The following is a 24,298-nucleotide window of genomic DNA, read 5'->3' as shown; positions in this document are numbered from 1 at the left end:
CCTGACATGCAAGCGGCAAGGATACACCAGCCCAGCAAGGACATAAACCAATGATACAGCAGGAAAATTAACAAACGGAAAGGATCAATCGAGACTTGGTGGCGGCCCAACCAGCCACACCCCGGCACACGAGTTGACAACTACCGTTGCTCCCTTCCGGGCCTGGCGGAGTTTGCTATCTATCGTTGCGAGGGGACCGGAAGGACCACCGCAGAAAGCGCGCTAAAGTACTGCCCTTAACGCGGGCACTATTGTCGGCGAAAGACTTGCTATATGCAAGCCACACTCGGACGAAAACGCCGAAATAGCGAATAATATCAAGGGGCCCAAACACGCTTAGGAGGAAACTCCGCTAAAATGGTAGACACCGTTTCGAGCACATATAAGCGCCGCTCTTCAGGGGTTGTCAAGGTCGGCATTACCCGCTTAGTCGTCCCCCGCCACAGCAGTTTTTTCGAGCTCGGATCAATAACATCAATCATCAATGTGCTCTCCTTGTAAGTGCGCACCCAAAAGTCATCATCGTAAAATTGGCTGTGGCCGAAATAACCAAAGCCAGGGCGATATCCGCAACGATAGCAAGGGTAATAGCCGAATTGGGTATTCCAAGAACCAAAATCATCGATCGCAATTTTGTCCTCTTGCCCCAATTGATAGGTCACTAATACTGAAGCCTTGGCGGCGTCCGCTGCGCGGATAAACCCCCTGGCAGTGAACTGAGCATCAACGGCATCAACAACGCGCTCACGAACCAAATCATTATCAACTTCAGTATTCATATGCTTTGCCGGCAATAACCATGCATAACTAGAGACATTACTAAAGTCGAAGTCCTGCGAATAATCAGTGAATACCGGCACACCGCTGCAGGCCGTCAATATCATCACACAAAACGCTAAGCCTATTTTTTTCATTACCGCTCCTCAACTGTTCAAAACAAGACCTTTAACTAGGACTGCAATACTATCCAGAGCGCTATCTGACCACGCACAACCCTGAGCAAGACCCAACCTTTACTCGCAGCGATGGCCTCGCCAAACTGTTTAACATCAGCCACTCGACGCTAATTTACTGACACAATCAAATCATCGGGCACCAACTTTCCTGCCGCGTCGGCGTTACTCGCCACGGCGGGGGCAACCTCAACGGAGCCTAGCTTTGCTCGAAATACCTTACGCTTGCCGTCGCGAAATACAGTGACCGTGATAAGATCACCAACTTGCTTTAGACCAATCGCGTTGCGCAGCTGTGCAGAGCCGAAAATATCTTTACCATCCAGCTCAACAACCACATCACCCACCTTTAAACCGGCTTTTTCGGCGGCAGAGCCGTTCTGAACCGCCGCAATTACAGCGCCTCGCTGGTGCTTGTCCATACTGAACGCGGCGACAAGCTCGGGCGTTAAATCCTGAATGACAACCCCAAGCCGCCCTCGACGGACTTCACCGTGCTCGATAATCTGATCAATACTGACTTTTGCCATATTAATGGGTATGGCAAACCCGATCCCAACATTGCCGCCTGCTGGAGCCAAAATAGCGGTATTCACACCAACCAAATGACCACGCAGATTGACCAAAGCGCCCCCGGAATTACCCGGGTTTATTGAGGCATCGGTTTGTATGAAATTTTCATAACCCTCTATACCCAAGCCGCTGCGACCAAGGGCACTGACAATACCGGTTGTCACAGTTTGGCCTAAACCGAAGGGGTTGCCGATGGCCACAACATAATCGCCGACCTCTAAATTGTCGGAATCAGCTAATTTTACGCTGCGTAAATTATCAGCCTCTATCTTCAACACCGCAATATCCACATCGGGGTCAGAACCCACTAATGCCGCGGTATAGCTTCGGCCATCCTCCATACCAATCGTAATTTCGTCTGCCCCATCAATAACATGATGGTTGGTTAGTACAATCCCGTTTTTGGCATCGATAATCACGCCGGAGCCGGCACTTTGAGTACGCCGCTGCTGCGGCTGTTGCATCTGCTGGTCTGGGACGTTAAAAAACCGTCGAAAAAACGGATCATAAAGTAGAGGAGTCTGGCTTACTGTACGCGTGGTATAGGTCGAAATATTAACAACCGCAGGATTGACGGATTTAAGCATCGGAGCAAGACTGGGAAGCGGCCTTCCCTCGCCGTCTTCTTGAGGGAAAAATGCCAAGCTACCCTGTGCAAGGGTGGCAAAAAGACAAAAAACCAAGGTTTGAAGATAAAAGTAGCGCGATCTACGCAGTAACTGCAGCTCATTAGTCATATTTCACTAGGACTCCCAATAGTCGAAACTGTGACCATTAGAGCTCAAGCACAGCCAAAAATTCCACAAAATCGGGATTTGTTACGCAGTTTTCTCAGGCAAGTTTTTCAGCCATTGAACGGGATATTTCTCGGTGAATTATCGCTTTAAATGCGCTCATCATTAGTCCCAGTTTAATATCGACCCTAACGTCATAGTCACCTAGGGTTATACGTCCAGTAATCCCTGAACGCACGACCTCTACTTCGTTTGTACTGAGCCAGCGCGAGGTCAATTGATATCGCTCTTCAAGCTTGACAGACATCTGCCCAATTAAATCGCGAAGCTCTTCCGGGCTTTTATTATGAGTTTGGCGAATAGAAATTTTCGACACTGATTAATCACTCTATCAAGGGAAAAGCAGCAATTTATTGAACATACATTATGGCAGCGAATGGCTTACTTGCACAATTATTGTGCGCAACCTAAGGACGAATCGTTATTGACGACCTTTCAGGCCGAAGTGCAGGCAAAAAAAAACCGCAATAAAGCGGTTTTTAAAACTTTGGTGGAGCTAGGCGGGATCGAACCGCCGACCTCTTGCATGCCATGCAAGCGCTCTCCCAGCTGAGCTATAGCCCCAAAGTCGAGGTTGCGCATCTTACGGTCAGCCCCATAACTTGTCAACACGCATACTTAAAATCCAGGTATTTTTCTGCCGTCAGCTGTAAAAAAGCCGCCGTGCTGAGTCCCATTAAAGAAAATCAACCCAACTAATTTACAGATCTAAGGCCTGATACTGCTTTTCTAATTTCTTCAAACGTTTTTTACCTACCCCGCCCAACACCTCAATGGCATGTCTAAGGCGCGCTCGGCTCATATCCGGGCCCAGCACCTCCATAGAATCAACAACCGAGATCGACGACGTGGTTCCCGCAATCGCAACAAACAGTGGCGGCATAAAGTCCTTTAACTTGATGCCAAGACCATCGGCGAGGGACTTCACCTCAGCAAAGATACTATCGCGCTGCCAATCATTTAAAGACTCCAAACGCCACGCCGCACACTGCAGCAAAGTAACTAAGTCCTCCTCATTCAGGCTAGATGAAGCAAAGCTGGCAGGTGTCAGCGGTAACATACCCGCCAAAAAGAACGACGCTAAGGGCGCCATATCGCTAAACACTTCGATACGCGACTGTATATGGGGCAACATTTTCAGCAACATTTCGCGATTTAGCGCCCACTCCTGCATGCGATCTGCAAGCTGCTCTAAACTACAATCCTCGCGCAACCACAAGCCGTTCAGCCAACGGAGTTTTTCAACATCAAATATCGGCCCACCCAAACTCACTCGGGTAATATCAAAATTATCGATCATCGCCTGCAGACTGAATTTCTCACTCTCATCGGGCATAGACCAGCCCATGCGGCCTAGGTAATTCAGCACAGCTTCTGGCAAAAATCCCATACGTTGGTAATACCAAATACTAGTCGGGTTTTTGCGCTTGCTGAGCTTGCTTTTATCTGGGTTTCTCAGCAGTGGCAGATGGCACAGCACTGGCATTTCCCAGTCAAAATACTGATAGAGAAGCTTGTGTTTGGGCGCAGAGTTTATCCACTCTTCACCGCGTAGCACATGAGTAATCCCCATCAAGTGATCATCAACCACATTGGCCAGGTGATAGGTTGGCAAACCATCGGATTTGAGCAGAATCTGGGCATCTACCTGGCCCCATTCCAGCTCTATTTTTCCCCGCAACATATCGTCAATTTCACAGCGACCATCTTCTTCGGGGACATGCATACGAATCACGTAAGCATCGCCCGCCGCTTCCCGACGCGCATGCTCGGCATCGTCCAACTTAAGATCAGAGTATTTCAGCGCAGAATGCCCACCCGCCTCTCGACGCCCTTCGCGCAGCGCATTTAGTTCCTGGGCGGTTCGGTAGCAGCGAAAAGCATGGTCAGCCGCAATTAACTGATCACAATGATTTTTATAAATCTCACTACGTTCACTTTGACGATAGGGACCATGAGCGCCACCGACATCAGGACCCTCTGTCCACTCGAGCCCCAACCAGCGCAGAGAATCCAATATCGCCTGCTCAGACTCCGGCGTAGACCGCTGTTGGTCGGTATCTTCGATACGCAACACAAACTCGCCACCTTGGCTTTTAGCAAAACAATAATTGAACAATGCAATATAAGCAGTGCCAACGTGTGGGTCGCCAGTGGGCGAAGGAGCAATGCGAGTACGAACAGTCATGGAGAGTTTATTACCATTTGAATACAATAGGCGTTTAGCCCCACACAGAATTACGCGCAAGGGCCAATCTTGCTAACATTATACGTGCCGAAAGCGGCAATATTCACCCACCGCAGAGGTATTTAGCGGCAGATGCACAAAAAATTAATTAATCGCCGGTTTTGCGTTGCACCAATGCTCGACTGGTCAGACCGTCACTGCCGAGTATTCTGGCGCCAACTCACCACAGAAGCCGTACTTTACACCGAGATGATAACCACCGGCGCACTCATTCACGGCGACGCTGAACGCCATCTCAATTTTAGTGATATCGAGCACCCCGTGGCATTGCAACTCGGAGGCAGCGATACCGAGGCATTGGCACATTCAGTAAGCCTTGCGGAAAAATGGGGCTACGACGAGGTTAACTTAAACTGCGGCTGCCCCTCAGACCGGGTTCAAAATGGCTTTTTTGGCGCCTGTCTAATGTCGCGGCCGTCGCTGGTTGCCGATTGTGTGAAGGCAATGAAGGATGTTACGGCACTTCCCATTACGGTAAAGCACCGCATTGGGATAGATGAGCAAGAAGGTTACGGTCCCTTACAGGATTTTGTAGCTGCCATTGCCGAGGCTGGCACCGACGCCATCATCGTTCACGCTCGCAAAGCGTGGCTGCAGGGGCTAAGCCCTAAAGAAAATCGGGAAGTTCCACCTCTAAATTACGATCTAGTGTATCAACTAAAACGGGATTTCCCCGATCTCGAAATCATCATCAACGGAGGTATACAAACCCTAGAGGACGCCAGCTCGCAATTGTCATACGTGGATGGCATCATGATGGGCCGTAGCGCTTACCAAACCCCGTATATTCTCGGCAATGTCGATTCACAGTTTTATGGTGAAGATCAGCAGATCGCCACCCGGGGTGAGATTATTCGCGGACTGTTTCCTTACCTTGAAACGGAACTAACACAGGGCACCCGCCTCAACCATATGACTAGACATATGCTCGGTGTATTTAACGGTGAACCCGGTGGGCGTTTATTTAGACGTTATATCAGCGAGCACGCTCATCGCCCAAATGCAGGTATTGAGGTATTGGAGCACGCCTTGCAGCTTACCGAACAAGCCATGCTGACCATGCTCGGAAAAAGGACTGTTATTAATGAGTAATAAGTTAGATCAACTTAAACAATTTACCGATGTGGTTGCCGATACTGGCGATATTGAAGCAATACGCCGCTTTTCACCCCAAGATGCCACTACCAATCCATCATTAATTCTTAAAGCCGCTGAGCTACCTCAGTACCAAGCGCTTATAGAAGGTCTAATTGAAGCACAAGGTAAGGGTCAGCGAGATGCTCAGTGGTTGCAGAGAGCAGCGACTCAACTAGCTGTCGAAATTGGCGCAGAAATTTGTCATTTAGTCCCCGGCAAAGTATCTACCGAAGTGGACGCACGGCTTTCCTTTAACACCGACGCAATGGTCGCCGAAGGCCGCTATATTACCAAGCTTTACCAACAAAAAGGCATAGGAAAAGATCGCCTACTCATCAAGATTGCGTCTACTTGGGAAGGTATTCAAGCAGCAAAAATATTGGAAGAAGAAGACATCGAGTGCAATCTGACACTACTTTTTAGCCTTATTCAAGCGGCAGCATGCGCCGACGCTGGCGCCACGCTAATCTCACCTTTTGTAGGCCGCATTTTAGATTGGCATGTCGCGCGCGGGTTGAAACCAAACACCGCCAACGATGACCCCGGCGTACAGTCTGTTATCGCCATCTATAGCTATTACAAGCAGCACGACTATAAAACCATTGTGATGGGTGCGAGCTTTCGTAATATTGAGGAAATTGAGGCTTTATCAGGTTGCGACCGCTTAACCATAAGTCCCGCACTGCTAGCCGAGTTGAGTGAAGACCAAGAAACGCTAGTGCGCCAACTTCGGCCTGATATGCACTTTAGCACCCACGACAAACTAGAACTAAATGAGTCAGCATTTCGCTGGGCACTCAACGAAGACGCCATGGCAACCGAAAAGCTCGCCGAGGGTATTCGAGCCTTTGCCGCTGACCAAGTTAAACTGGAAGCCTTACTTAGCGAGTGGAACTAAGACATGTTTGAAAAACTAAAACAGCTTTTTTCTGGTGTGGAAGAAGATACCGCAAAAACCACCATGTCATTGGAGTTGGCGACAGCGGCCCTGCTGATTGAAGTCAGTAAGTCAGACTTCCAGCAAGACCCGGTCGAAATCGAGAAGATCCACGAGCTTCTTGTTCGCTGCTTCTCGGTTTCACTGGCAGATATTGAAGAATTCATGGCAACCGCCACAGCGCTCAATAAAGACAGTACATCTCTGTACCCTTTTACCAGCTATATCAATGACAACTGTAATAACCTGGAAAAATATGAGCTGATTGTCGCGCTTTGGGAAGTGGCTATTGAAGATGGGCAAATCGATAAATATGAGGATCATCTGATACGCAAAATTTCGGACCTGATCTACCTACCTCACACGGAATTTATCCGCGCAAAGCTGACAACAAGCGAAAAGGCGAAACCAAGTAAGTAGAAAAAAATGAAGTAATACAATCCTAGAAACACTGCCCTTCAAGCAGCGACACCAACTCGCGAAATTTAGCGTGATTGCTGTCGCTAAGTCCCATTAAGGTGCGATGAGCCTCAAGAACACGTTTTTTTACTGAATCCTCACTACACGGCAGCACTGGCAATTCACCAAGATCTTCATCGTTTAGCAAGGGTTCCTCTCTAATGTGGAACACCCGATCAAAGCCCATGCTTTCTAGCACGCGGGTGATATCTCGGTTAGTCGACAAAATGACGGGCACAAACTTAAACCGCTCCTTGGCCTTAATTGCAAGTTTGGCCAGCAATCCCAAGGTTGTACTATCTACATTTAATGCATCCGACAGATCAACGACAACGCTGGCAAAGTCTTCGACCGAGAGCATCTCGTCGAAGAACTCGTCAAGCGTTGTGCAAAGAGTCAGGCGTACGTCACCAACTAACTTGATAACGAACGCGCCATCTTGTCCTGCTACCAATATCCGACCCGGCTGCATTTACCTATAACCTGCTAACGACTAAAATTGCAATATCGTCTGGCACTTCATCTATCTCTAATAAACCGAAGGTATTAGCTAGTCCCACCGAGCTATCGTCGCCCTCTTTAAGAATATCGAGGAGCTTCAGCTCCTTTTCCTCAAGGGTTTCGCTGTCCAAGACTTCTAATATACCATCTGAAAACAAGGTCAGCACAGCGCCGGGTGGAAAGCTAATCACATGATCACTGTACTCGGCATCGGCAAACAAACCAACTGGCATATCATGTTCCGGCAGGAATTCGGCTGTTCCGTCCAACGCCATCGCGGGCGCAGGAAGGTGGCCCGCCACTGAGTAGCAAAGCTGATGACATTTTAGGTCAAACGCGCCAACGCATAGCGTCACATGCTTGCCAATACCCATTTCTAGCAGCTCACGATTAGCTAAGCTGAGCATCTTAGCCGGCGACAAAATAGCTCTTGAGGCTCTGTGCAAAAAATCACTTCGTTTGCGGGCAAATAAGTTCTTCAAAAATACGGTAACGAATGCAGAGCTCGCGCCGTGACCTGAAACGTCCGCCACAAAGAAAACCGCGTGGTCTTCTCCGACTAAAAAATAGTCGACAAAGTCTCCGCTTAGATATAAGGACGGGAGAATGAAATGACAGAAACTATAACCGCCTATTTGCTTTGGCGTATCAGGCAGTAAGAGCTGTTGAACATGCTTACCCGCCTGCTGGTCTTGCTGTAATAAGGTTAAACTTTCGAGTAGATCCCGATTCGCATTTTCAAGCTTAGTCCGGTAGGCCAGATTCTCGCGTTTCAGGGTGCCGCGCTCAGTGGCGCGATCCATTACGTGACGAATCACGTCTAAGTTCTCAGTGGGCAACATCAAGTAATCGGTGGCGCCATGTCGGACCGCTTCAACCACATCGGCCAAACTTTTACGACGGGACAAGCCTATAAGTGGTAATTCACGGGGATCAGCGGCCATCTTACCCAGCAGATCAATACCACGATCTTCGGGAAAATCGATATCAACCATCACAATATCGATGTCTTCTTCTCGAAAACCCTGCATAGCATCGGCGCAATCAGAGATGGCAACAACTGACATACCCAACTTTTTCAAGGAGGACATAAACTCAGCATGTACCGCATCAGGCTGCTGAACAAGTAAGATACTCTGGAGAAAGGTAGTGTTCATGCGGTCTTTTTACGCGCTTCGACAAAGACACACAAGCCGTATTTATGCGGAGAATTTACGTTCGAGCAGTAAGCGCTCTCTTTAAAAATCAAATGTTTCGAAATCCTCGCCACCAAAATCGTCTTTCAACTTGCCGTCATTGATTAGAAAATCACGACGTTGTAGATAGACATCCTTGAAGAAAGTATATTTATCACCGGATACTAGGTCTTCCGTTCCCAGCAGCGATGCGCGAACCTGCAGCAAATCCAGCATAGTCATGCCAAGCTGCACGGTGCTAGGATCAATCCCACGAGTAATTTCAGTGAAAGAGTCTGCGCCTCTGCCGACGCTGTCCCTTAGTGTACTCGGGCCAATCAGCGGTAACATCAGGTAGGGCCCATTACCAAGCCCCCACACAGCTAGGGTCTGACCAAAATCTTCTGAATCACGAGTTAAGCCAATGTAAGTAGCAACATCGAAGATGCCCAACACCCCTACTGTAGTATTGATCAGAAACCGCCCACCGCTGACCAACATATCGCCGCCGTCGCCCTGCAGGGCATTATTGCCGACGTTTTTAATCTCACCAAGATTATTAAACAAATTGGCCAAACTTTGATCAACGAACGTCGGCGTGACTTTACGATAGCCGCGAGCTACCGGCTGCAGCAGATATTTATCCGCAGAGTCATTAAACGAAAAGACCACGCGATTAAAGCCTTCCCAGGGATCGCGAGAGTCTTCACCAGTATCAGCAGATACTGCAACGCAGTGAAATGCTGACAATATCGCCAGGACTAAGGCACAAGTTATTCGTTCCATCGGAGTCACTACTCATCAAATATAAAACGCGGATATCACTATACGCAATGCACTGATACATGGCACTACTTCGTCAATTACGGCTCTGCAATAATCAGAATGTCGAGACTCACTAATTGGGTCACGAGCTCTGTGCCAAAACCGTGCAGGGATTCTACGTCGGTCCGCAGCTCTTCAGCAATAACTCTTAACAGCTCGCCAACACTAGGAAAAGGCGCTTCATCAAATAAGGCCAACAAACGAGCGGTGACCACATTAATTTCTAGGAATTCGACACTGTCGGCGCGATTGCGATACACCACAATGTAGGTGGTTTCATCGTCAGCGTTTTGCGGGCGATTATCAGCGCTAATCAGATGAACCGGGAATTGGTAGGCCATGGGCCACGCCAGAGGCGAAAGGCGAAAATGGCTATTCAATACGTCATCTGCTATATCAACAGCCGCAGGTAAATCTCCCTCAGTTACGTCTAGCGCCAGTTCGACCCACTCGTAGTGCGCAAGTTCGAACAAAAATGGTGGATCAATATCAAGGCCGCTGCGCTGGGACTGCAGATACTCAAGAAACTCTTCGGCAATCTTCAGGAAATACGGGCTTTCGCACTGGTGCTTTATCATAAAATCTCGCACCAACTCACCCCAGTCGAGATCGCTATATAGACTGCGACATACGGGGAAGCCATTACTCAAAAAGCTATTGATATTGTTAAAAAATAAGTCGCGGTAAATTCCCAGCCTGCGACTCTCAATACCTTGCGGCGCAGTGCGATGATCTGGATCCCGAATAAACTGGGTGAATTCACGCTGAACACGCTGAAACTCACTCATCGCCTGGCATCCCTCGGCGCCGCAGAGGACACATCTAAAGACTGGATTTGTTGAGACTGCTTGATACGCCCTATTTCTAACAACAGCTCTGCCATGGGGGGAAAGTTAAAGTCTCGTTCCAATAGCGTTGGTAGCGGTCCACAGCGGGCATAAGCCGCGTCTAGTAAGGCCCAAACGGGATCGATAACATCGGCGCCGTGGGTATCAACTCGAAGATCTTCAGCCTCAGCAAAATGACCGGCGATGTGCACATATTTCGCACGATCAAGCGACAGTGAATTCAAAAATTCATAGGGATCGTAGTCATGGTTAATGCTGTTTACATATATATTATTCACATCTAAGAGAAGCTCGCAATCAGACTCTGCGAGCACTGCATTTATAAATTCACTCTCACTCATTTGCTGGGCAGGCGCAGCATAGTAAGAGGCATTTTCCAGCAAAATACGCTGCCCTAGAACGTCCTGCACTCGCTTCACCCGATCCGCAACATGGTGAACAGCCTCTTCGGTGAAAGGAATTGGCAGCAAATCATATAACTGTCCCTCATCACCGCAGTATGTCAAATGTTCGGAATACAAAGGACAATCAAAATCTGTCATAAACTGCTTTATATCTTTTAACAAACCAGCGTCCAGCGGCGAAAACCCACCAATATTCAACGATAATCCATGCAAATGCACTGGATAGCGCTCCGCAATTTCGCGAAACGAGCGACCATAGCGGCCGCCAATACCTATCCAGTTCTCTGGGGCAACTTCTATAAAATCAATATCACCCGGCTTAAGTTCTTTGAACGCAGGTATTAGACCGCGCCGCAAGCCAAGACCTGCAAGCCCAAGCCCGCTATTTGCTGTTCCTTCCGCCATCGATATTGCCATTATTGCCTAGAGTGTCCTGTATGCTAAAAAAGCAATCTCTTATTTAGCGGCACCGCATGACGCTTCCTTAGCGGCCTTATCGCCACCGCACTGCCCTTCCATGGCGGCCTTGTCTGCGCCACACTTCGCTTCACCACATTTGCCTTCATGGGCGCCTTTTGCTTTGTCTGCACCGCAGCTTGCCTCACCGGCCTTCTCTGCGCCGCACTTGGCCTCTGATTTAGCTGCCTTGTCGGAACTGCCCATCGCCAACTCGTAGCCTGAGCTAAGCTGTTTTGCCGCAAAGGGATTGCTATCAGCCATTGTAGGACTGACAGCAGAGGCCAAAATTGCAACACCAAACGCTGCAGCTAGTGGGTTTTTAATAAAAGACGCCATTATTTATCCTTATCGACTGAGTGCCGAATTATTAATAAGCTAAGTAAAATTACATTTTCTCGATACTGTCGATGCGCCTCGGCCCTTCCTAGTAACAATCACTATTTCTAGCATAGCCGCATCAGAAAATTTAACAACACAAGGCAAGGTGTACGCCACCCCCCCCCATTCCCGACCCCGACATCAAAAATTATTGCGGTCGCCGTAATAGAGACGGGCTTATCCTTAAAATGTTACATCTTGGCAAACGCTTTTCCACAGCTGCTTGAGCCGTTTCTCAGATACCGGTGATCGAGTGCCTATGTTTTGCGCGAATAACGATATACGAAACTCTTCCAACTGCCACCGATATTCTCGCAAAGTTAAATGCGACCTCGCCCCCTCAGGCGACTTTGTCAGAAATTCCAGCAGTTGCTGTTGCAGCGGTTCTATTATCAAGGTGCACTGTCTATCTCGCTGATAATGGCCATCTAATTTAGTCAGGCGCTGCAGGATTGCCCGCAAATACCGCGGATACTGTTCCAATTCTTCGCGAGTTTGCTCGGTAATAAAACCGTCGAAAAACAAACCCTCCAACTGCTTATTGACGTCGTTGATACTGTGGATCCAGCTCAGTGACTTGAGCTTTTTGAGTGCGCGTCTAATATCAGAGTAATGCCCTAGAATCTCTATGAGTAACACCGCATAGCACTCTGCGTCCGCAGTAAAACTTGCACGACCGGCCTGCCAAAGTGTTTCAAAATCATCATCAGATTCCGGTAATTTATCTGGATCAACTGCAAAACTTTGCCGCGCGGCAGCCAGCAAGCAATCCTCAATCCAACGCTTTTTCTGCTCACCAACAGCGGCGAACTGCAGCTGCACGGCGTTGTTGCGAAACAAAATGGCTCTAAGTAATTTGACTTGCTGGGCCATCCGCAAAAGTAGCAGACGCAGCACCCCGTAAAGGCTCTTCTGCTGTGCATCTTGCTCCGACTCAGCCAGCTCTAGAACCACGCTTTCGCCGTCATCCCGCAAACAAGGGTAGGCGGTCAAGACTGCGCCACCGCGCTTAAATTCATGGCGTTTTTCTAAGGTGCCAAAGTTCCAGTCCTGAAGTACCTTGCTGCTAAAGCCGCCGTTGCTCTCCTCCGCAATGCCCTGTTGAACTTGATCTGCAAGTTGGGCTTTAAGCTTGAGTAAATCGCGACCTTGCGCCAGCAATTTACCGCCGCTATCTAGAACCCGAATATTCATTAGATAGTAATCATCAATACGATTTACTGCCCACTCGTTTACATCGATCTTCAGGCCGCTTAGCCTGTGTAAAGCCGTCGCAAGTTGCGGCAGTAGGGCTTGATCACCCACCTTTATCATGGGTAGAGCGCGATCGACATAATCTGGCACTGGCACTAGCTGCTTGCGTTGAGCCTTAGGTAAGGTCTTCACCAAGGCGATGCACTTCTCTCTAAATAAACCGGGCACCAACCATTCCAAGCGACCTTCCGCTAAATCCACCAAGTTACCGAGTGGCACGGATACACTGACACCATCTGCGGCGTGTCCCGGCTGAAAGTGGTAAGCCAGTGTCAAGCTCATACCCGCGCATAGCAATGTGTCCGGAAATTGCTGCTCAGTAATGTCGCCACCACCGTGGCGCATCAACTCACCGCGACTCAAGTAGAGCGTGTTCGGCGGCGCCGTTGTCTTCAACCAATGCTCTAGGTGTTTAGCGGTTATCGTACCCGCGGGAATACGCTCGTCGTAAAACCGGAATAGCTCGTCGTCGGAAACCAATATATCGCGACGGCGGGCCTTGTCTTCTATCTCGGATATTTCGCTAATCAGGCGTTTATTATGTTGATAAAAAGCCGCGCGCCCTTGATAGCGACCTTCTACCAAACCTTGCCGAATCAGTATTTCACGACTTTCTTCCGGGGCAATAGGGCCGTAGTGAACGCGCTGCTTATCACGAATGATTAGACCGTAGAGCGCGGTCTGCTCATATGCCATAACGCGGCCACTGCGCGGCTGCCACTGAGGCTCGTAGTAGCTGCGTTTGAGTAGACTATCATTAATACCGAACACCCATTCTGGATCGATTTTGGCGACGCAACGGGCATATAGCTGGGTGGTTTCCGCCAATTCTGCAGCAACAATCCATTTTGGTGGCTTTTTAAACAGGCCCGAACCAGGAAAGATATGTAACTTGCGGTTGCGAGCACCGGTAAATTCGCGATTCTCATCCTTAATGGCAATTTGACCGAGATAGGCTGGCAATAAGGCTTTGTGAATACTATTAAAATCTGCAGGCTCTTTATTCTGCTTTAAATTTAACTGCCTGCACATCAAGGTAAGCTGACGATGTACCTCGCGCCATTCGCGCATTCTGGTCCAAGACAAAAATTCGCGCTGACAGAGCTTTCGCCACTGACTGACCGACAACTCTTGGCGTTGTTCCTCGGCGTAATCCCACAGCGCGACAAAGGCTGCAAAATCCGAATCTGCCTGCCAAAACCGACGGTGTTTTTCATCTGAGGCCTGGCGTTTGTCGGCTGGTCGCTCACGAGGATCTTGAATACTCAAGGCACTGGCGATAATCAGCATCTCTCGTAAACACGAGCCCTCTGCTGCAGCCAAAATAAGGCGGCCGATACGTGGGTCAACTGGAAACCGGCCTAACTGATCACCAAGTTTAGTTAAACGACCATCACTGACCGCGCCAAGTTCTGCCAAGAGCGCGAAGCCATCGTTAACAAATTTACTATCCGGTGCATCGACAAATGGGAATTCGGAAATATCACCGAGTTTTAACTGCAGCATTTGCAATATCACTGCCGCTAAATTTGTGCGTTGAATTTCAGGCTCAGTGTATGCCGGTCGCCCTAGGTAGTCGGCTTCACTATAAAGCCTATAAGCGATGCCCGGTGCGACCCGACCGCAGCGCCCTGCCCGCTGATTGGCGCTAGCCTGCGAGATTGCCTCAATGGGCAGCCGCTGAACCTTACTGCGGACGCTATAGCGACTGACGCGAGCCGTGCCGCCGTCAATAACGTAACGAATACCCGGCACTGTTAATGATGTTTCTGCCACATTGGTGGCCAGCACCACTCGCCAACCACGTCGTCCACGCAAATTAAAGATGCGCTGCTGTTCAGCGCTGCTCAACCTGGAGTACAAGGGCAGAACTTCGGCACCAGGCAAATCTGCATTCTTTAGATGACGTGTTAATTCGCGGATATCACGCTCACCGCTTAAAAACACCAAGGTATCACCGTGGCGATGTGCGCCTTCTGCCATTAACTCACGCAGGACCGCCTCCACGGCTTCACCCAGGTCATTATCCGCACTTAATTCCTGCTGCGGTCGATAGCGATACTCCACCGGAAAACTGCGCCCCGACACCTCGATAACCGGGGCATTGTTAAAGTGCGCCGAAAACCGCTCAACATCGATGGTCGCAGAGGTAATAATTAATTTTAAATCTGGCCGCTTCGGTAATAGTGTTTTTAAATAACCCAACAAAAAATCAATATTGAGACTGCGCTCGTGGGCCTCATCAATGATGATAGTGTCGTATTGACTTAAGAAACGGTCCCGCTGAATAGCGGCCAGTAAAATACCATCTGTCATTACTTTGATATAACTATTTGGCGACGCGACTTCTTGAAATCGAATTTGATAGGCTATGCCATCGCCAAGTGGGGTGTTTAGTTCTTCTGCGAGACGCTCAGCCACGGCTCGAGCCGCTATCCTTCTAGGCTGAGTGTGGGCAATGAGGCCCGTAATGCCGCGGCCCATTTCCAAACAAATTTTTGGGATTTGAGTGGTTTTACCAGACCCCGTTTCTCCAGCCAACACAACAACCTGATGATCTGTAATCGCCTTGCGAATATCGTCAAGTCGCTGAGCAACCGGCAAGTCCTCAGGGTAAAGGATTTTTGGTAGCTTATTGCGGCGCTGAATCACCCGCAGTGCTGAGCTCTCGATTCGTTGGGCTAACGCCAACAGTTTATCGTCGACATCAATATTCTCGGCGGCTTGCTTTTGTAACTGCCGACACTGCTTTGCGAGCGCAAAGCGATCGCCGAGCATACATTCATCAACGCTGGCCATTAATGAGACCGCTGTAATTTCAGACATAAATACCATATCAATAAAAAAGGCGCCACAAGGCGCCTTTTTTGTTAAATGCTGATGACTTACTCAGCTTTTGCGAGCTTGGCAAGCTCCTCGTCGCGAAGCGAACGACGCAATACCTTGCCCACATTAGTTTTGGGCAATTCATCGCGCACTTCGATGTAACGCGGCAGTTTATAGCCGGTTAGGCGTTCACGCAAAAATGCTTTTAATTCCACCTTATCAATATCGCCTCTTTTAGCGGCAACAAAGATTTTTACAGCTTCGCCAGACTTCTCATCAGGCACACCGATTGCGGCGCACTCAGCAATATTTGGATGCTCACTTAAGACGTCTTCAATTTCATTCGGGTAAACATTGAAGCCAGAGACAATAATCATATCCTTGATACGATCTACAATACGCATATACCCATCTGCCTGAACTACCGCTACGTCGCCGGTATGCAACCATCCATCTTTAATGGTCTTGTCCGTTTCGTCTTGACGCTGCCAATATCCTATCATCACCTGTGGTCCACGCACGCACAGCTCGCCGCGCTCGCCAATACCAACATCTTCACCGACATCGTTAATAATACGAATTTCAGTGCCAGGTAGAGCAATGCCGATAGTACCAATTTGATTTGCGCCGCCAGGATTAATCGATACCACCGGTGAGGTTTCAGTTAGCCCATAGCCTTCGTATACTTCAGCACCCGTCATCGCCATCCACTCTTTCGCTGCCCCCGCTGTCAGCGCCATGCCGCCAGACAGGGTTGCCTTCACTGAAGAGAAGTCTAGAGTTTTGAATTCAGGGTGGTTGCAAAGCTGAACAAACAGAGTATTTATTCCGCTCATACCGCTCCAGCGCCAGCGCTTCATTTCTTTGATTACGGTATCTAGATCACGTGGGTTGGGTATAAGTACCGCATGGTTGCCCTGCATCATGACGCAGAATGTCAGCATAAAGGAATAAATATGGTATAGCGGCAGGGGCGATAAAAAGATTTCTGCGGCCTCTTTTAGACCGTAGCTTTCAAATAGTTGTTTGCTCTGCAATACATTCGCCATTAAATTGCGGTGGCTGATCATTGCACCTTTAGAAACACCGGTAGTGCCGCCAGTATATTGAAGTAATGCAATATCTTCGGGCTTTGGCGCAGCAGGCGTATAGCGCCCGCTTTTACCTAGTGAAAGTGCCTTGCGATAAGTAACCGCATTTTTAAAACTGACGTCGGGCACCATCTTTTTAACATGCTTAACCATGATGTTAATTAATGGCCGCTTGATACCGGTATGCAGATCGCCAATTTCAGTCACAATTACGGTTTCTACCGCCGTGTCTGCCACCACCGCCGCTGCGGCTTCGGCAACGTTTGCCAATACCACCAAGACCTTAGCACCAGAATCAATTAATTGGTGCTTAAGCTCGCGCTCGCTGTACAACGGATTAGTATTAACCACAATCATCCCAGCGCGAATCGCACCAAATAAGGCAACGGGATATTGGAGAATATTCGGCATTTGCAAGGCGACACGATCACCGGCTTGCAAGTTAGTATGGCTTTGCAGGTAACACGCAAATTGTGCCGACAACACATCCAGCTCCCGATAGCTTAGCGTCTTACCCATGCAGGACACTACTGGCTGGTCGGCAAACTCCGTCGCGCAGTAGGCGAACATATCCACCAAGTTAGCGTACTGATTCAGGTCAATACTAGTCGGCAGGTTTGCCCTCTCACGTGCCGCGCTTATAGCTGCTGTGATCTCGTCTATTGCTGCTGACAAAGTTGTCCCCTCATGTTGGCGTTTTCCGATTAATTAAGTGCACAGACCATAGGCAATCTGAGCACTAGTAATGAGCAGGGGAAGCTATCGGCATTTGTGTTCACTGTCAACACTCGCCGGCGTATGGGAACAATTTGCGTCGTATTCGCCACCGCTAGCCCTGCGCAGTGGCCGACTCTGGCAGTCGATACTGCTCAGGATCGATAAACATCAATTGCAATATAAGCTCGTCGTTGCGCCTTAAGTCTGCGCCCAATAGCAGGACGTTAAAATCCCCATCGATATTACTAATCGCCGGAATATTAAACATCAGCTGGCGACCGCTATCATCGCTCATCACAATCGGTTCGGACTCCGCTGGTATCACTTTCACCAACTCGGCACATAACATTTGTAACTGTAACTTAAAGGCACTGAAATTCATCTGCCCCCTAAATTCCTGCAGCATAAGCTGCAAACGCACCCTGATGGTCGATTTATCGGTCATGGTCATTTCGGTTAAGTATAACTCTCGCCCCGACTCTAGCTCTTTAAAGTAGCGCTTGGCCTCGGTGCGTCCCGCATCTAACAAGCAGGTCTTGAATAAATTGGCGGCTATCGCCAACACGCTTGATGCGTCCATTTTTACATTCATAAAATCACTATCTAATTATTAATATCTGTGACTCGCCGTATGGGTATCTAAAATAGATAAATACCTAAGCTATTATTCTCATTCGACAAAGCAGTATGCCCAGCCATCTTTCATTAACGTCACCGCACTGAACTGAACTGAAGTGAAAATCACGCCTGAGATCTCAGAACTTAGACTTCAAGACTTAGATTTCAGGGCTTTGATTTCAGGGCTTCTATATCAAGCAATCGATGACATGCCACTTCGGTATTCACTGCACTGGGCTGCAGCCAAGGTGGACTATGCCCGCAGCTGGCTAGAGCTGATTGACAGCGCCGTGCAAACCGGCAGCCGCGATCAGTCGCCAAAGGCGCTCTATTGGCGCCGGCCTTCAACGGCGTTGTGCGCAGCACTCGGCCACTTGGATTACCATCCAAATGTGCGGCCAACAAGCGCTCAGTATAAGGATGTCGCGGCGTTTCAAACACCGCCGCCGTTGGCCCGATCTCTACAATTTCCCCCAAATACATCACTGCGGTGCGGCTCGCCAAAAATCTTACCACGGCTAGGTCATGGGCAATAAACAGCATTGCCGTGTTGTGCTCGCGCTGTAAATCCTGCAATAAATTAATTATCTGCGCCTGCACTGATACGTCTAAAGCTGATACCGGCTCATCGCAAATAACCAACTTTGGCTCGCTAATGAAGGCTCTAGCAATACCAATACGCTGGCGCTGACCACCGGATAACTCATGCGGATAGCGCTCCCCTGCGGATTGCGGCAAGCTGACTCGGTCTAGCCAATACGTCGCTTTATCACGAGCCGCCTGCCCCCGCATACCAAGACTCCATAAAGGCTCCTGCAAGCTAGCCAGTATGGACATTCGCGGGTTTAAACTCGCATAACTATCTTGAAAAACCATTTGCACACGGGTCGACATCGCTCGAAATTGCCGACGGTTATATTTATTGGGCATTATCTCGTCATCAATAACAATTTCACCGCCACTGCTAGACTGCAGACCTGCAATGATGCGGCCTAAAGTCGATTTCCCTGAGCCGCTTTCCCCAACGAGACCAAGAACTTCTCCGGCGCCAATTTGCAGATTTAAGCCGTCCACCGCCGCCAATAAATTATCGCCACTTTTAAAATGGCAACGCAGCTCGCGGATATCAACAAACGGGGCCATCATTATTTGCGCCCCCGAATCACCGCGGGCGTCGACGCATCCTCGAGATCTCGCCAGCGCGCGGGATGATCTTGATGCCACAACCAACAGCGCGCCAAATGGTCTTCACCGCATTGCATTAGCGGCGGCGCCTCTTCGCAAATAGCCATGCGCTGCGAACACCGCGCCGCAAAACCGCAACCACTTGGTGGATGACGTAAATCTGGGGGCGTACCGGCAATGGCTTCTAGCGGCTTGGGGTTTTCTAAGCTTGGCACCGCGCGTTTCAGAGCCTGGGTATAGGGGTGCGCTTGAGTTCTAAAGACATCATGTAGGGAACCCGATTCAAGGGTTTGTCCGGCATACATCACCGACACCGAGTCGGCAATCTCTGCCACCACACCAAGATCGTGGGTAATAAATAACATGGCGGTGCCGTTGATCTCTCGCATTTCTTGTAATAAACACAGTACTTCGGCCTGCACCGTGACATCGAGAGCTGTTGTTGGCTCATCGGCAATAAGTAACTTAGGTTCACACACAACCGCCATTGCAATCATGGCACGCTGCAACATACCGCCAGAAAATTGAAAGGGATACTGCTCCGCCCGCTGCGCCGGATTGGCAATGGCCAAGCGCTCCAATAAGGCGATAGCGCGCATTTTAGCCTCGCGCCACGACAGGCCCTTATGAATTCGCAAGGGCTCGGCAATTTGCGCGCCTATGGTCTGGGTGGGGTCTAATGCTGTCATCGCATTTTGGAAAATCATCGCGATTTGATTGCCGCGCAGCTGGCGCCATTCGCGGGCCGTTAGTTGAGTCATATCGCGGCCAGCAAAATGCCAGTTTTTAGCACTAGTTTGAGCGGTGCCTGGCATGAGCCCTAACAAGCTCATTGCCGTCACGGATTTACCGCAGCCCGACTCACCGACCAATGCGCGGCACTCGCCCGCCTGCAGGCTAAGCGACACATCTCTCACTGCCTGCACCGAGCCGATACTCACTTGCAAAGATTCCAGCTCTAAAAGGCTCATGCGCGCACCACCCCCGATCGTCTATCGGTGGCATCACGCAAAGCATCGCCCAATATATTGAAGGCCAGCACAGACAGACTAATCAGCAATGCGGGAAATAATAATTGACGAGGATGTGACAGCAAGGTTTTGATACCGTCATTGCATAAGGCGCCCCACGAGGTGGTCGGTGGCGACACCCCCATGCCAATAAATGATAAAAACGCCTCGGTAAAGATCGCCTGGGGAATCGCAAAACTAAAGGCCACCAGAATCATTGGCAATACATTTGGCAACATATGGCGAAGAATAATTCTGTGGGTGCCCACGCCAGCAATACGCGACGCTTCGACAAAGGGTTGGCTGCGTAAGGCCAAGACTTGGCCACGAATCAGCCTGGCACTGCCCGGCCAGCTCAACATAAGCATCGCGACAATAAGCGGCATAATCCCGTTCTCACCGGGGCCAACGCCAAACGCTACCCGGAATAAAATCATAAATAACAAAAACGGCAAGGCCACCACAAAATCAACAAAGCGCATCGCGACTTGGTCGACCCAGCCGCCCATCAGACCGGCAATAGCGCCAAAAATACAGCCGAAGCTGATGTACAGTAAAGGCGCAACTACACCGACAAATAAAGAGGTTCGCCCCCCCGCCATTAAGCGCGCCAATATATCGCGTCCTAATGCGTCTGTACCCAGCGGATGCGCCGGTATATCTACCCATTGCGCGCTGCTATTTGCCAAAGGAATCAAACCTTGTAACTGGGCCTCGAACTTCGACATCGCGGCCTCGGGCCGAACATCTCGAGACAATAATAATAGCCCCGTCTCGGCATCGGCAACGGTATATCGATACAATTCACGACCAAGCTGAAGACGATCTTGGTAGTAACTACTCGTGGTCTCGGCTATCGCCAAACCCAGCCCGGACTTATTAGCATCGCCACGATATATACGGTAACGCGCCACACCCTCCAATTTCGGCCATTGCAGGCGCACATACTCAGTATTCGCAGCATGCACTTGTAGGCCCGCAGGCGCTTCGGTGCTAGCCGTTGGCCGCCATGCGCCGTTATCAGAAATAAGGCGAACCGAATGCGCCCGGCTACTACCTTGCGATATCTGTGACAACCATTGCTGAGACGGGCTCTGCTGCCAAAGCGACGGGCCAATAGTCACAAACAACAGCAGAAACACTACCATCAGTGTCGACAACATAACTGTGGGACTCGCCATACTCGGCAGAGGCATGGGCGCGACAGTGTCGACCTCGTCAGCGGTGCCCCAGGTTTTGGGCGCAAATCGGAAGACTGAAATAGCCATTATGCGCAGCGCCTCATGTTTTGCCTCGGTGCAGGCGAATACGTGGATCAATTAAGCCGTAGCTAATATCAACCAGCACCACCACAAAAACCAAAAAAGCGCCGTAGAATACCGTGGTTCCCATAATAACGGTGTAATCAAGCTGCTGTACTGCCTGCACGAAATATCGCCCCAAGCCCGGAATAGCAAAAATCAACTCAACAACAAAACCACCGGTGGTAATGGCCGCAATGGTGGGGCCCAACTCTGTCACCACTGGCAATACCGCATTTCTAAGCTGGTGGTGCCAGAATAAGCGCCACCCATGAACCCCTTTGGCTTTGGCGGCAATATTGTAATCTGCGCTCAGTACTTCCAGCATAGACGCGCGCATAATGCGGCTGAGATAGGCCATCGTGCCCAAACCCAAGACCAGTGCCGGCACCCAAATTTGGCTCACACTGCCCCAACCAGCGACGGGTAAAAGGGTTTTACCGGCGGCATTATTCATTGCCACAATCACTAACTGGGCTAAACCGGCAATAACAAAGCCGGGCACCGAAATAGCCGCAATGACAGCGATCATCACCAATCGATCCGGCCAGCGATTTTGGCAATAGGCGGCCACAGTTCCCGCAGCAACACCGCCCACTAAAGCAATTAGTATGGCCGCAACTCCCAAGGTGGCAGAGATAGGAAAATGCTCGCGAATAATATCGTTCACGCGGCGGTTTTCTTGGGTAAAGGAAATACCGAAATCACCTTGCAACATATTACTCATAAACAATCGATATTGATCAAACAACGGTTTATCCAAACCATAGCGCGCTTCTAATTGGGCGCGCACCGCCGGCGACATTGCTTTTTCCTGGGTAAGTGGGTCACCAGGGACTGCGTGCATGGCAAAGAACGTCGCCGTGGCAATAAACCAAATAGTAATCAGTCCTGAAAACAGTCGTCTGGCAATAAATTCCAACATAGCTAGGGCTCTATCCATGCGTAGCGAAATATCGGGTCACCACCAAAAATTGAACGGCGCACGCCCTTCAATCGCGGGTTTTGCACATAAAGTGCGCCATTTTCGTAGGTCGGCAGAATCGGCACATCTTCTACCACAATGCGCTGAATCTGCGCCATGGCATTGAATCGAGTCCGGACATCATTGCTTGTCTGGGCTAAGCGAATCCAACGGTCATACAAGGGATTGGCGTAAAGCCCGCGGTTATTATCATTCCATGAGGCGAATAAATCGGCAAAGGTCATAATATCGTCGTAGTCAGGCCCCCACGCAGCGGCGACAATATCAAAATCGCCACGACGCATCTTTTCAAGTCGTTGCTTAAAAACCTGTTGGTCAATCCGCAACTCAATTCCCAGGCCCTTCTTAAAAAGGTATTGATAATACTCTGCCTCTTGCAGGGCCCTAGGACTATCGCCCGCCAAAAGCACCAAAGCTGGCCACTCGTCGAAGCCTAACTCCGCTTTTGCTTGTGCGAGATATTTACGTGCAGCGCCGATATCGGGGTCAACTCGCATCACCGGATACTCTTGCCGAAATGAGCCTTTTATCCCTTTGACGGTAACCGGGAAAAGTGAGTAAGCGGGTTTAATTCCCGGCAAGCCAATAATTTTATTTACCAGCAAATCAGGATCGATTAAGCGCTGCACTGCTTTTCGAAATGAACGGTTAGCGCTAATACGTCCACTGCGGAAATTAAATTCCAGAAAAAACAACGAGCCCGTATGGAAATATTCAATATCGAAGCCGCGCTCTATCGCCTCGTCTAGCAAGCCTGTATCCAAGGGTGCAATAGCGATTTGTTGGTCTCTAAACAAATTAAACTGGGCACTTGGATCCGAGGTGATATAGGGCATATCTATTTCACTGATTTGTACCGCGTCCGCCTGCCAATATTGACTATTTTTGCGCAATCGCAGGTGGGCGCCATGCACCCATTTATCTAAGATGAATGCTCCGTTGAAAACTAATTTATCGGCATCCGCAGCATAGCGCCCCCCCCAGAGATCAACCACGTCTTCTCGCATCGGCAAAAAGGTCATAAAAGCGGCAAGACTAAGGAAATACGGACAGGGCTGAGCAAACTCTACCCGTAGCTCATAATCCGATACCGCAGTAACGCCGAGCTCTGTGGTCGGCAATTCACCGTTATTTACCGCCTCGGCGTTTTTAAGGGGATAAAAAATAAATGCATATTGCGACGCCGTGCTGGGTTTAAGTGCATGTCGCCAAGCAAATACGAAGTCATGCGCGGTGACCGGCTTGCCATCGCTCCAACGCGCGGATTTACGCAGCCAGAAACTGGCCCCATCAGCGTCGAGTTGCCAACGCTCAGCAACCCCGGCCGCCAATTCACCGTCGGGGCCATAGACCAATAAGCCTTCCATTAAGTGTGCCAACACAAAGCTGGCGATCGTATCGGTCGCCACTGCGCTATTTAATGTGGGCGGCTCAGTCGCCAGTGCAAGGGTCACTTTGTTTTTGGCAGCATCTACCGCCTGTGCTTGCACAGCAACCGCGCAACATAGCGTCAATACCAAGATCACCAGTCGCTTGGCTCGCAAAAAAAGCGGCGCGCCAAATTTGTTTGCGAAGGTTTTCGCCATATTCACTGCTACAATACCTCTCCCGGCAACGCTG

General features: G+C 49.6%; 21 protein-coding genes, 1 tRNA gene and 1 other RNA gene. 3 read left to right on the top strand and 20 right to left on the bottom strand.

From position 1 onward, the window contains the following. Positions 1–105: 105 nt before the first annotated feature. The 6 genes from ffs to gltX all read right to left on the bottom strand — a co-directional run bounded on the left by ffs (position 106) and on the right by gltX (position 4,508). An RNA gene (gene ffs / locus ACI955_RS04830) (signal recognition particle sRNA small type) lies at positions 106–202 on the bottom strand. 115 nt (positions 203–317) lie between these two features. Next, a complete protein-coding gene (locus tag ACI955_RS04825) occupies positions 318–914 on the bottom strand; it encodes a DUF4136 domain-containing protein (protein ID WP_415242600.1) in 597 nt (198 codons plus the stop codon). Between the two features lie 149 nt (positions 915–1,063). Further along, complete coding sequence (locus tag ACI955_RS04820; protein WP_415242599.1) at positions 1,064–2,263, bottom strand: Do family serine endopeptidase; 1,200 nt, start codon at positions 2,261–2,263, stop codon at positions 1,064–1,066. Positions 2,264–2,357: 94 nt separating this feature from the next. Further along, entirely contained in the window at positions 2,358–2,636 is a 279-nt protein-coding gene (locus ACI955_RS04815; protein WP_415242598.1) for a polyhydroxyalkanoic acid system family protein, read from the bottom strand. Between the two features lie 172 nt (positions 2,637–2,808). Further along, positions 2,809–2,884 (bottom strand) — tRNA-Ala (locus tag ACI955_RS04810). A gap of 136 nt (positions 2,885–3,020) precedes the next feature. Further along, positions 3,021–4,508: a glutamate--tRNA ligase gene (gene gltX, locus ACI955_RS04805; RefSeq protein ID WP_415242597.1), complete on the bottom strand. Its 1,488-nt coding sequence runs from the start codon at positions 4,506–4,508 to the stop codon at positions 3,021–3,023. A 132-nt stretch (positions 4,509–4,640) separates the two neighbouring features. On the opposite strand from gltX, the gene dusA reads away from it, so the two are divergent. The 3 genes from dusA to ACI955_RS04790 are packed head-to-tail and all read left to right on the top strand — an operon-like array spanning position 4,641 to position 7,062. Continuing rightward, on the top strand, positions 4,641–5,660 hold the full coding sequence (gene dusA, locus ACI955_RS04800) for a tRNA dihydrouridine(20/20a) synthase DusA (RefSeq protein ID WP_415242596.1): 1,020 nt from the start codon (positions 4,641–4,643) through the stop codon (positions 5,658–5,660). Continuing rightward, positions 5,653–6,603: a transaldolase gene (tal, locus tag ACI955_RS04795; RefSeq protein WP_415242595.1), complete on the top strand. Its 951-nt coding sequence runs from the start codon at positions 5,653–5,655 to the stop codon at positions 6,601–6,603. Before dusA ends, tal begins: the two co-directional genes overlap by 8 nt. Positions 6,604–6,606: 3 nt before the next feature. Next, complete coding sequence (locus ACI955_RS04790; protein ID WP_415242594.1) at positions 6,607–7,062, top strand: TerB family tellurite resistance protein; 456 nt, start codon at positions 6,607–6,609, stop codon at positions 7,060–7,062. 22 nt (positions 7,063–7,084) lie between these two features. Here the strand turns inward: ACI955_RS04790 and ACI955_RS04785 are convergent, their stop codons facing one another. The 14 genes from ACI955_RS04785 to ACI955_RS04720 form a co-directional block, all read right to left on the bottom strand. Next, a complete protein-coding gene (locus ACI955_RS04785; RefSeq protein ID WP_415242593.1) occupies positions 7,085–7,573 on the bottom strand; it encodes an STAS domain-containing protein in 489 nt (162 codons plus the stop codon). Positions 7,574–7,577: 4 nt separating this feature from the next. Beyond that, positions 7,578–8,759 (bottom strand): SpoIIE family protein phosphatase, encoded by a 1,182-nt coding sequence (locus ACI955_RS04780; protein WP_415242592.1) that lies wholly within the window; start codon positions 8,757–8,759, stop codon positions 7,578–7,580. An 81-nt stretch (positions 8,760–8,840) separates the two neighbouring features. After that, positions 8,841–9,563, bottom strand: coding sequence for a VacJ family lipoprotein (locus ACI955_RS04775; RefSeq protein ID WP_415242591.1), 723 nt, complete (start codon positions 9,561–9,563; stop codon positions 8,841–8,843). A 77-nt stretch (positions 9,564–9,640) separates the two neighbouring features. After that, positions 9,641–10,390, bottom strand: a complete 750-nt coding sequence (locus tag ACI955_RS04770; protein ID WP_415242590.1) for a DUF2063 domain-containing protein — start codon at positions 10,388–10,390, stop codon at positions 9,641–9,643. Next, on the bottom strand, positions 10,387–11,259 hold the full coding sequence (locus ACI955_RS04765) for a DUF692 domain-containing protein (protein WP_415242589.1): 873 nt from the start codon (positions 11,257–11,259) through the stop codon (positions 10,387–10,389). The genes ACI955_RS04770 and ACI955_RS04765 overlap by 4 nt, the downstream gene beginning before the upstream one ends. Positions 11,260–11,310: 51 nt before the next feature. Continuing rightward, positions 11,311–11,649: a hypothetical protein gene (locus ACI955_RS04760; protein WP_415242588.1), complete on the bottom strand. Its 339-nt coding sequence runs from the start codon at positions 11,647–11,649 to the stop codon at positions 11,311–11,313. A gap of 225 nt (positions 11,650–11,874) precedes the next feature. Then, the gene (hrpA, locus tag ACI955_RS04755) at positions 11,875–15,771 is read right to left on the bottom strand and encodes an ATP-dependent RNA helicase HrpA (RefSeq protein WP_415242587.1); all 3,897 of its coding nucleotides are present in this window, start codon (positions 15,769–15,771) and stop codon (positions 11,875–11,877) included. Between the two features lie 59 nt (positions 15,772–15,830). Beyond that, positions 15,831–17,537, bottom strand: a complete 1,707-nt coding sequence (locus ACI955_RS04750) for an AMP-binding protein (protein ID WP_415242586.1) — start codon at positions 17,535–17,537, stop codon at positions 15,831–15,833. A gap of 154 nt (positions 17,538–17,691) precedes the next feature. After that, positions 17,692–18,159: a hypothetical protein gene (locus ACI955_RS04745; RefSeq protein WP_415242585.1), complete on the bottom strand. Its 468-nt coding sequence runs from the start codon at positions 18,157–18,159 to the stop codon at positions 17,692–17,694. A gap of 203 nt (positions 18,160–18,362) precedes the next feature. After that, the gene (locus tag ACI955_RS04740; protein ID WP_415242584.1) at positions 18,363–19,343 is read right to left on the bottom strand and encodes an oligopeptide/dipeptide ABC transporter ATP-binding protein; all 981 of its coding nucleotides are present in this window, start codon (positions 19,341–19,343) and stop codon (positions 18,363–18,365) included. Next, complete coding sequence (locus ACI955_RS04735; protein WP_415242583.1) at positions 19,343–20,353, bottom strand: ABC transporter ATP-binding protein; 1,011 nt, start codon at positions 20,351–20,353, stop codon at positions 19,343–19,345. Before ACI955_RS04735 ends, ACI955_RS04740 begins: the two co-directional genes overlap by 1 nt. Next, positions 20,350–21,660, bottom strand: coding sequence for an ABC transporter permease subunit (locus ACI955_RS04730; protein WP_415242582.1), 1,311 nt, complete (start codon positions 21,658–21,660; stop codon positions 20,350–20,352). The genes ACI955_RS04735 and ACI955_RS04730 overlap by 4 nt, the downstream gene beginning before the upstream one ends. Positions 21,661–21,673: 13 nt before the next feature. Continuing rightward, the gene (locus ACI955_RS04725; protein ID WP_415242581.1) at positions 21,674–22,618 is read right to left on the bottom strand and encodes an ABC transporter permease; all 945 of its coding nucleotides are present in this window, start codon (positions 22,616–22,618) and stop codon (positions 21,674–21,676) included. A gap of 2 nt (positions 22,619–22,620) precedes the next feature. Then, positions 22,621–24,264, bottom strand: a complete 1,644-nt coding sequence (locus ACI955_RS04720) for a peptide ABC transporter substrate-binding protein (protein ID WP_415242580.1) — start codon at positions 24,262–24,264, stop codon at positions 22,621–22,623. Positions 24,265–24,298: the final 34 nt, after the last annotated feature.

It is taken from the genome of Zhongshania sp., from assembly GCF_047636175.1.
Taxonomy (GTDB): domain Bacteria; phylum Pseudomonadota; class Gammaproteobacteria; order Pseudomonadales; family Spongiibacteraceae; genus Spongiibacter.
This window is presented reverse-complemented; position numbering and strand designations above follow the sequence as displayed.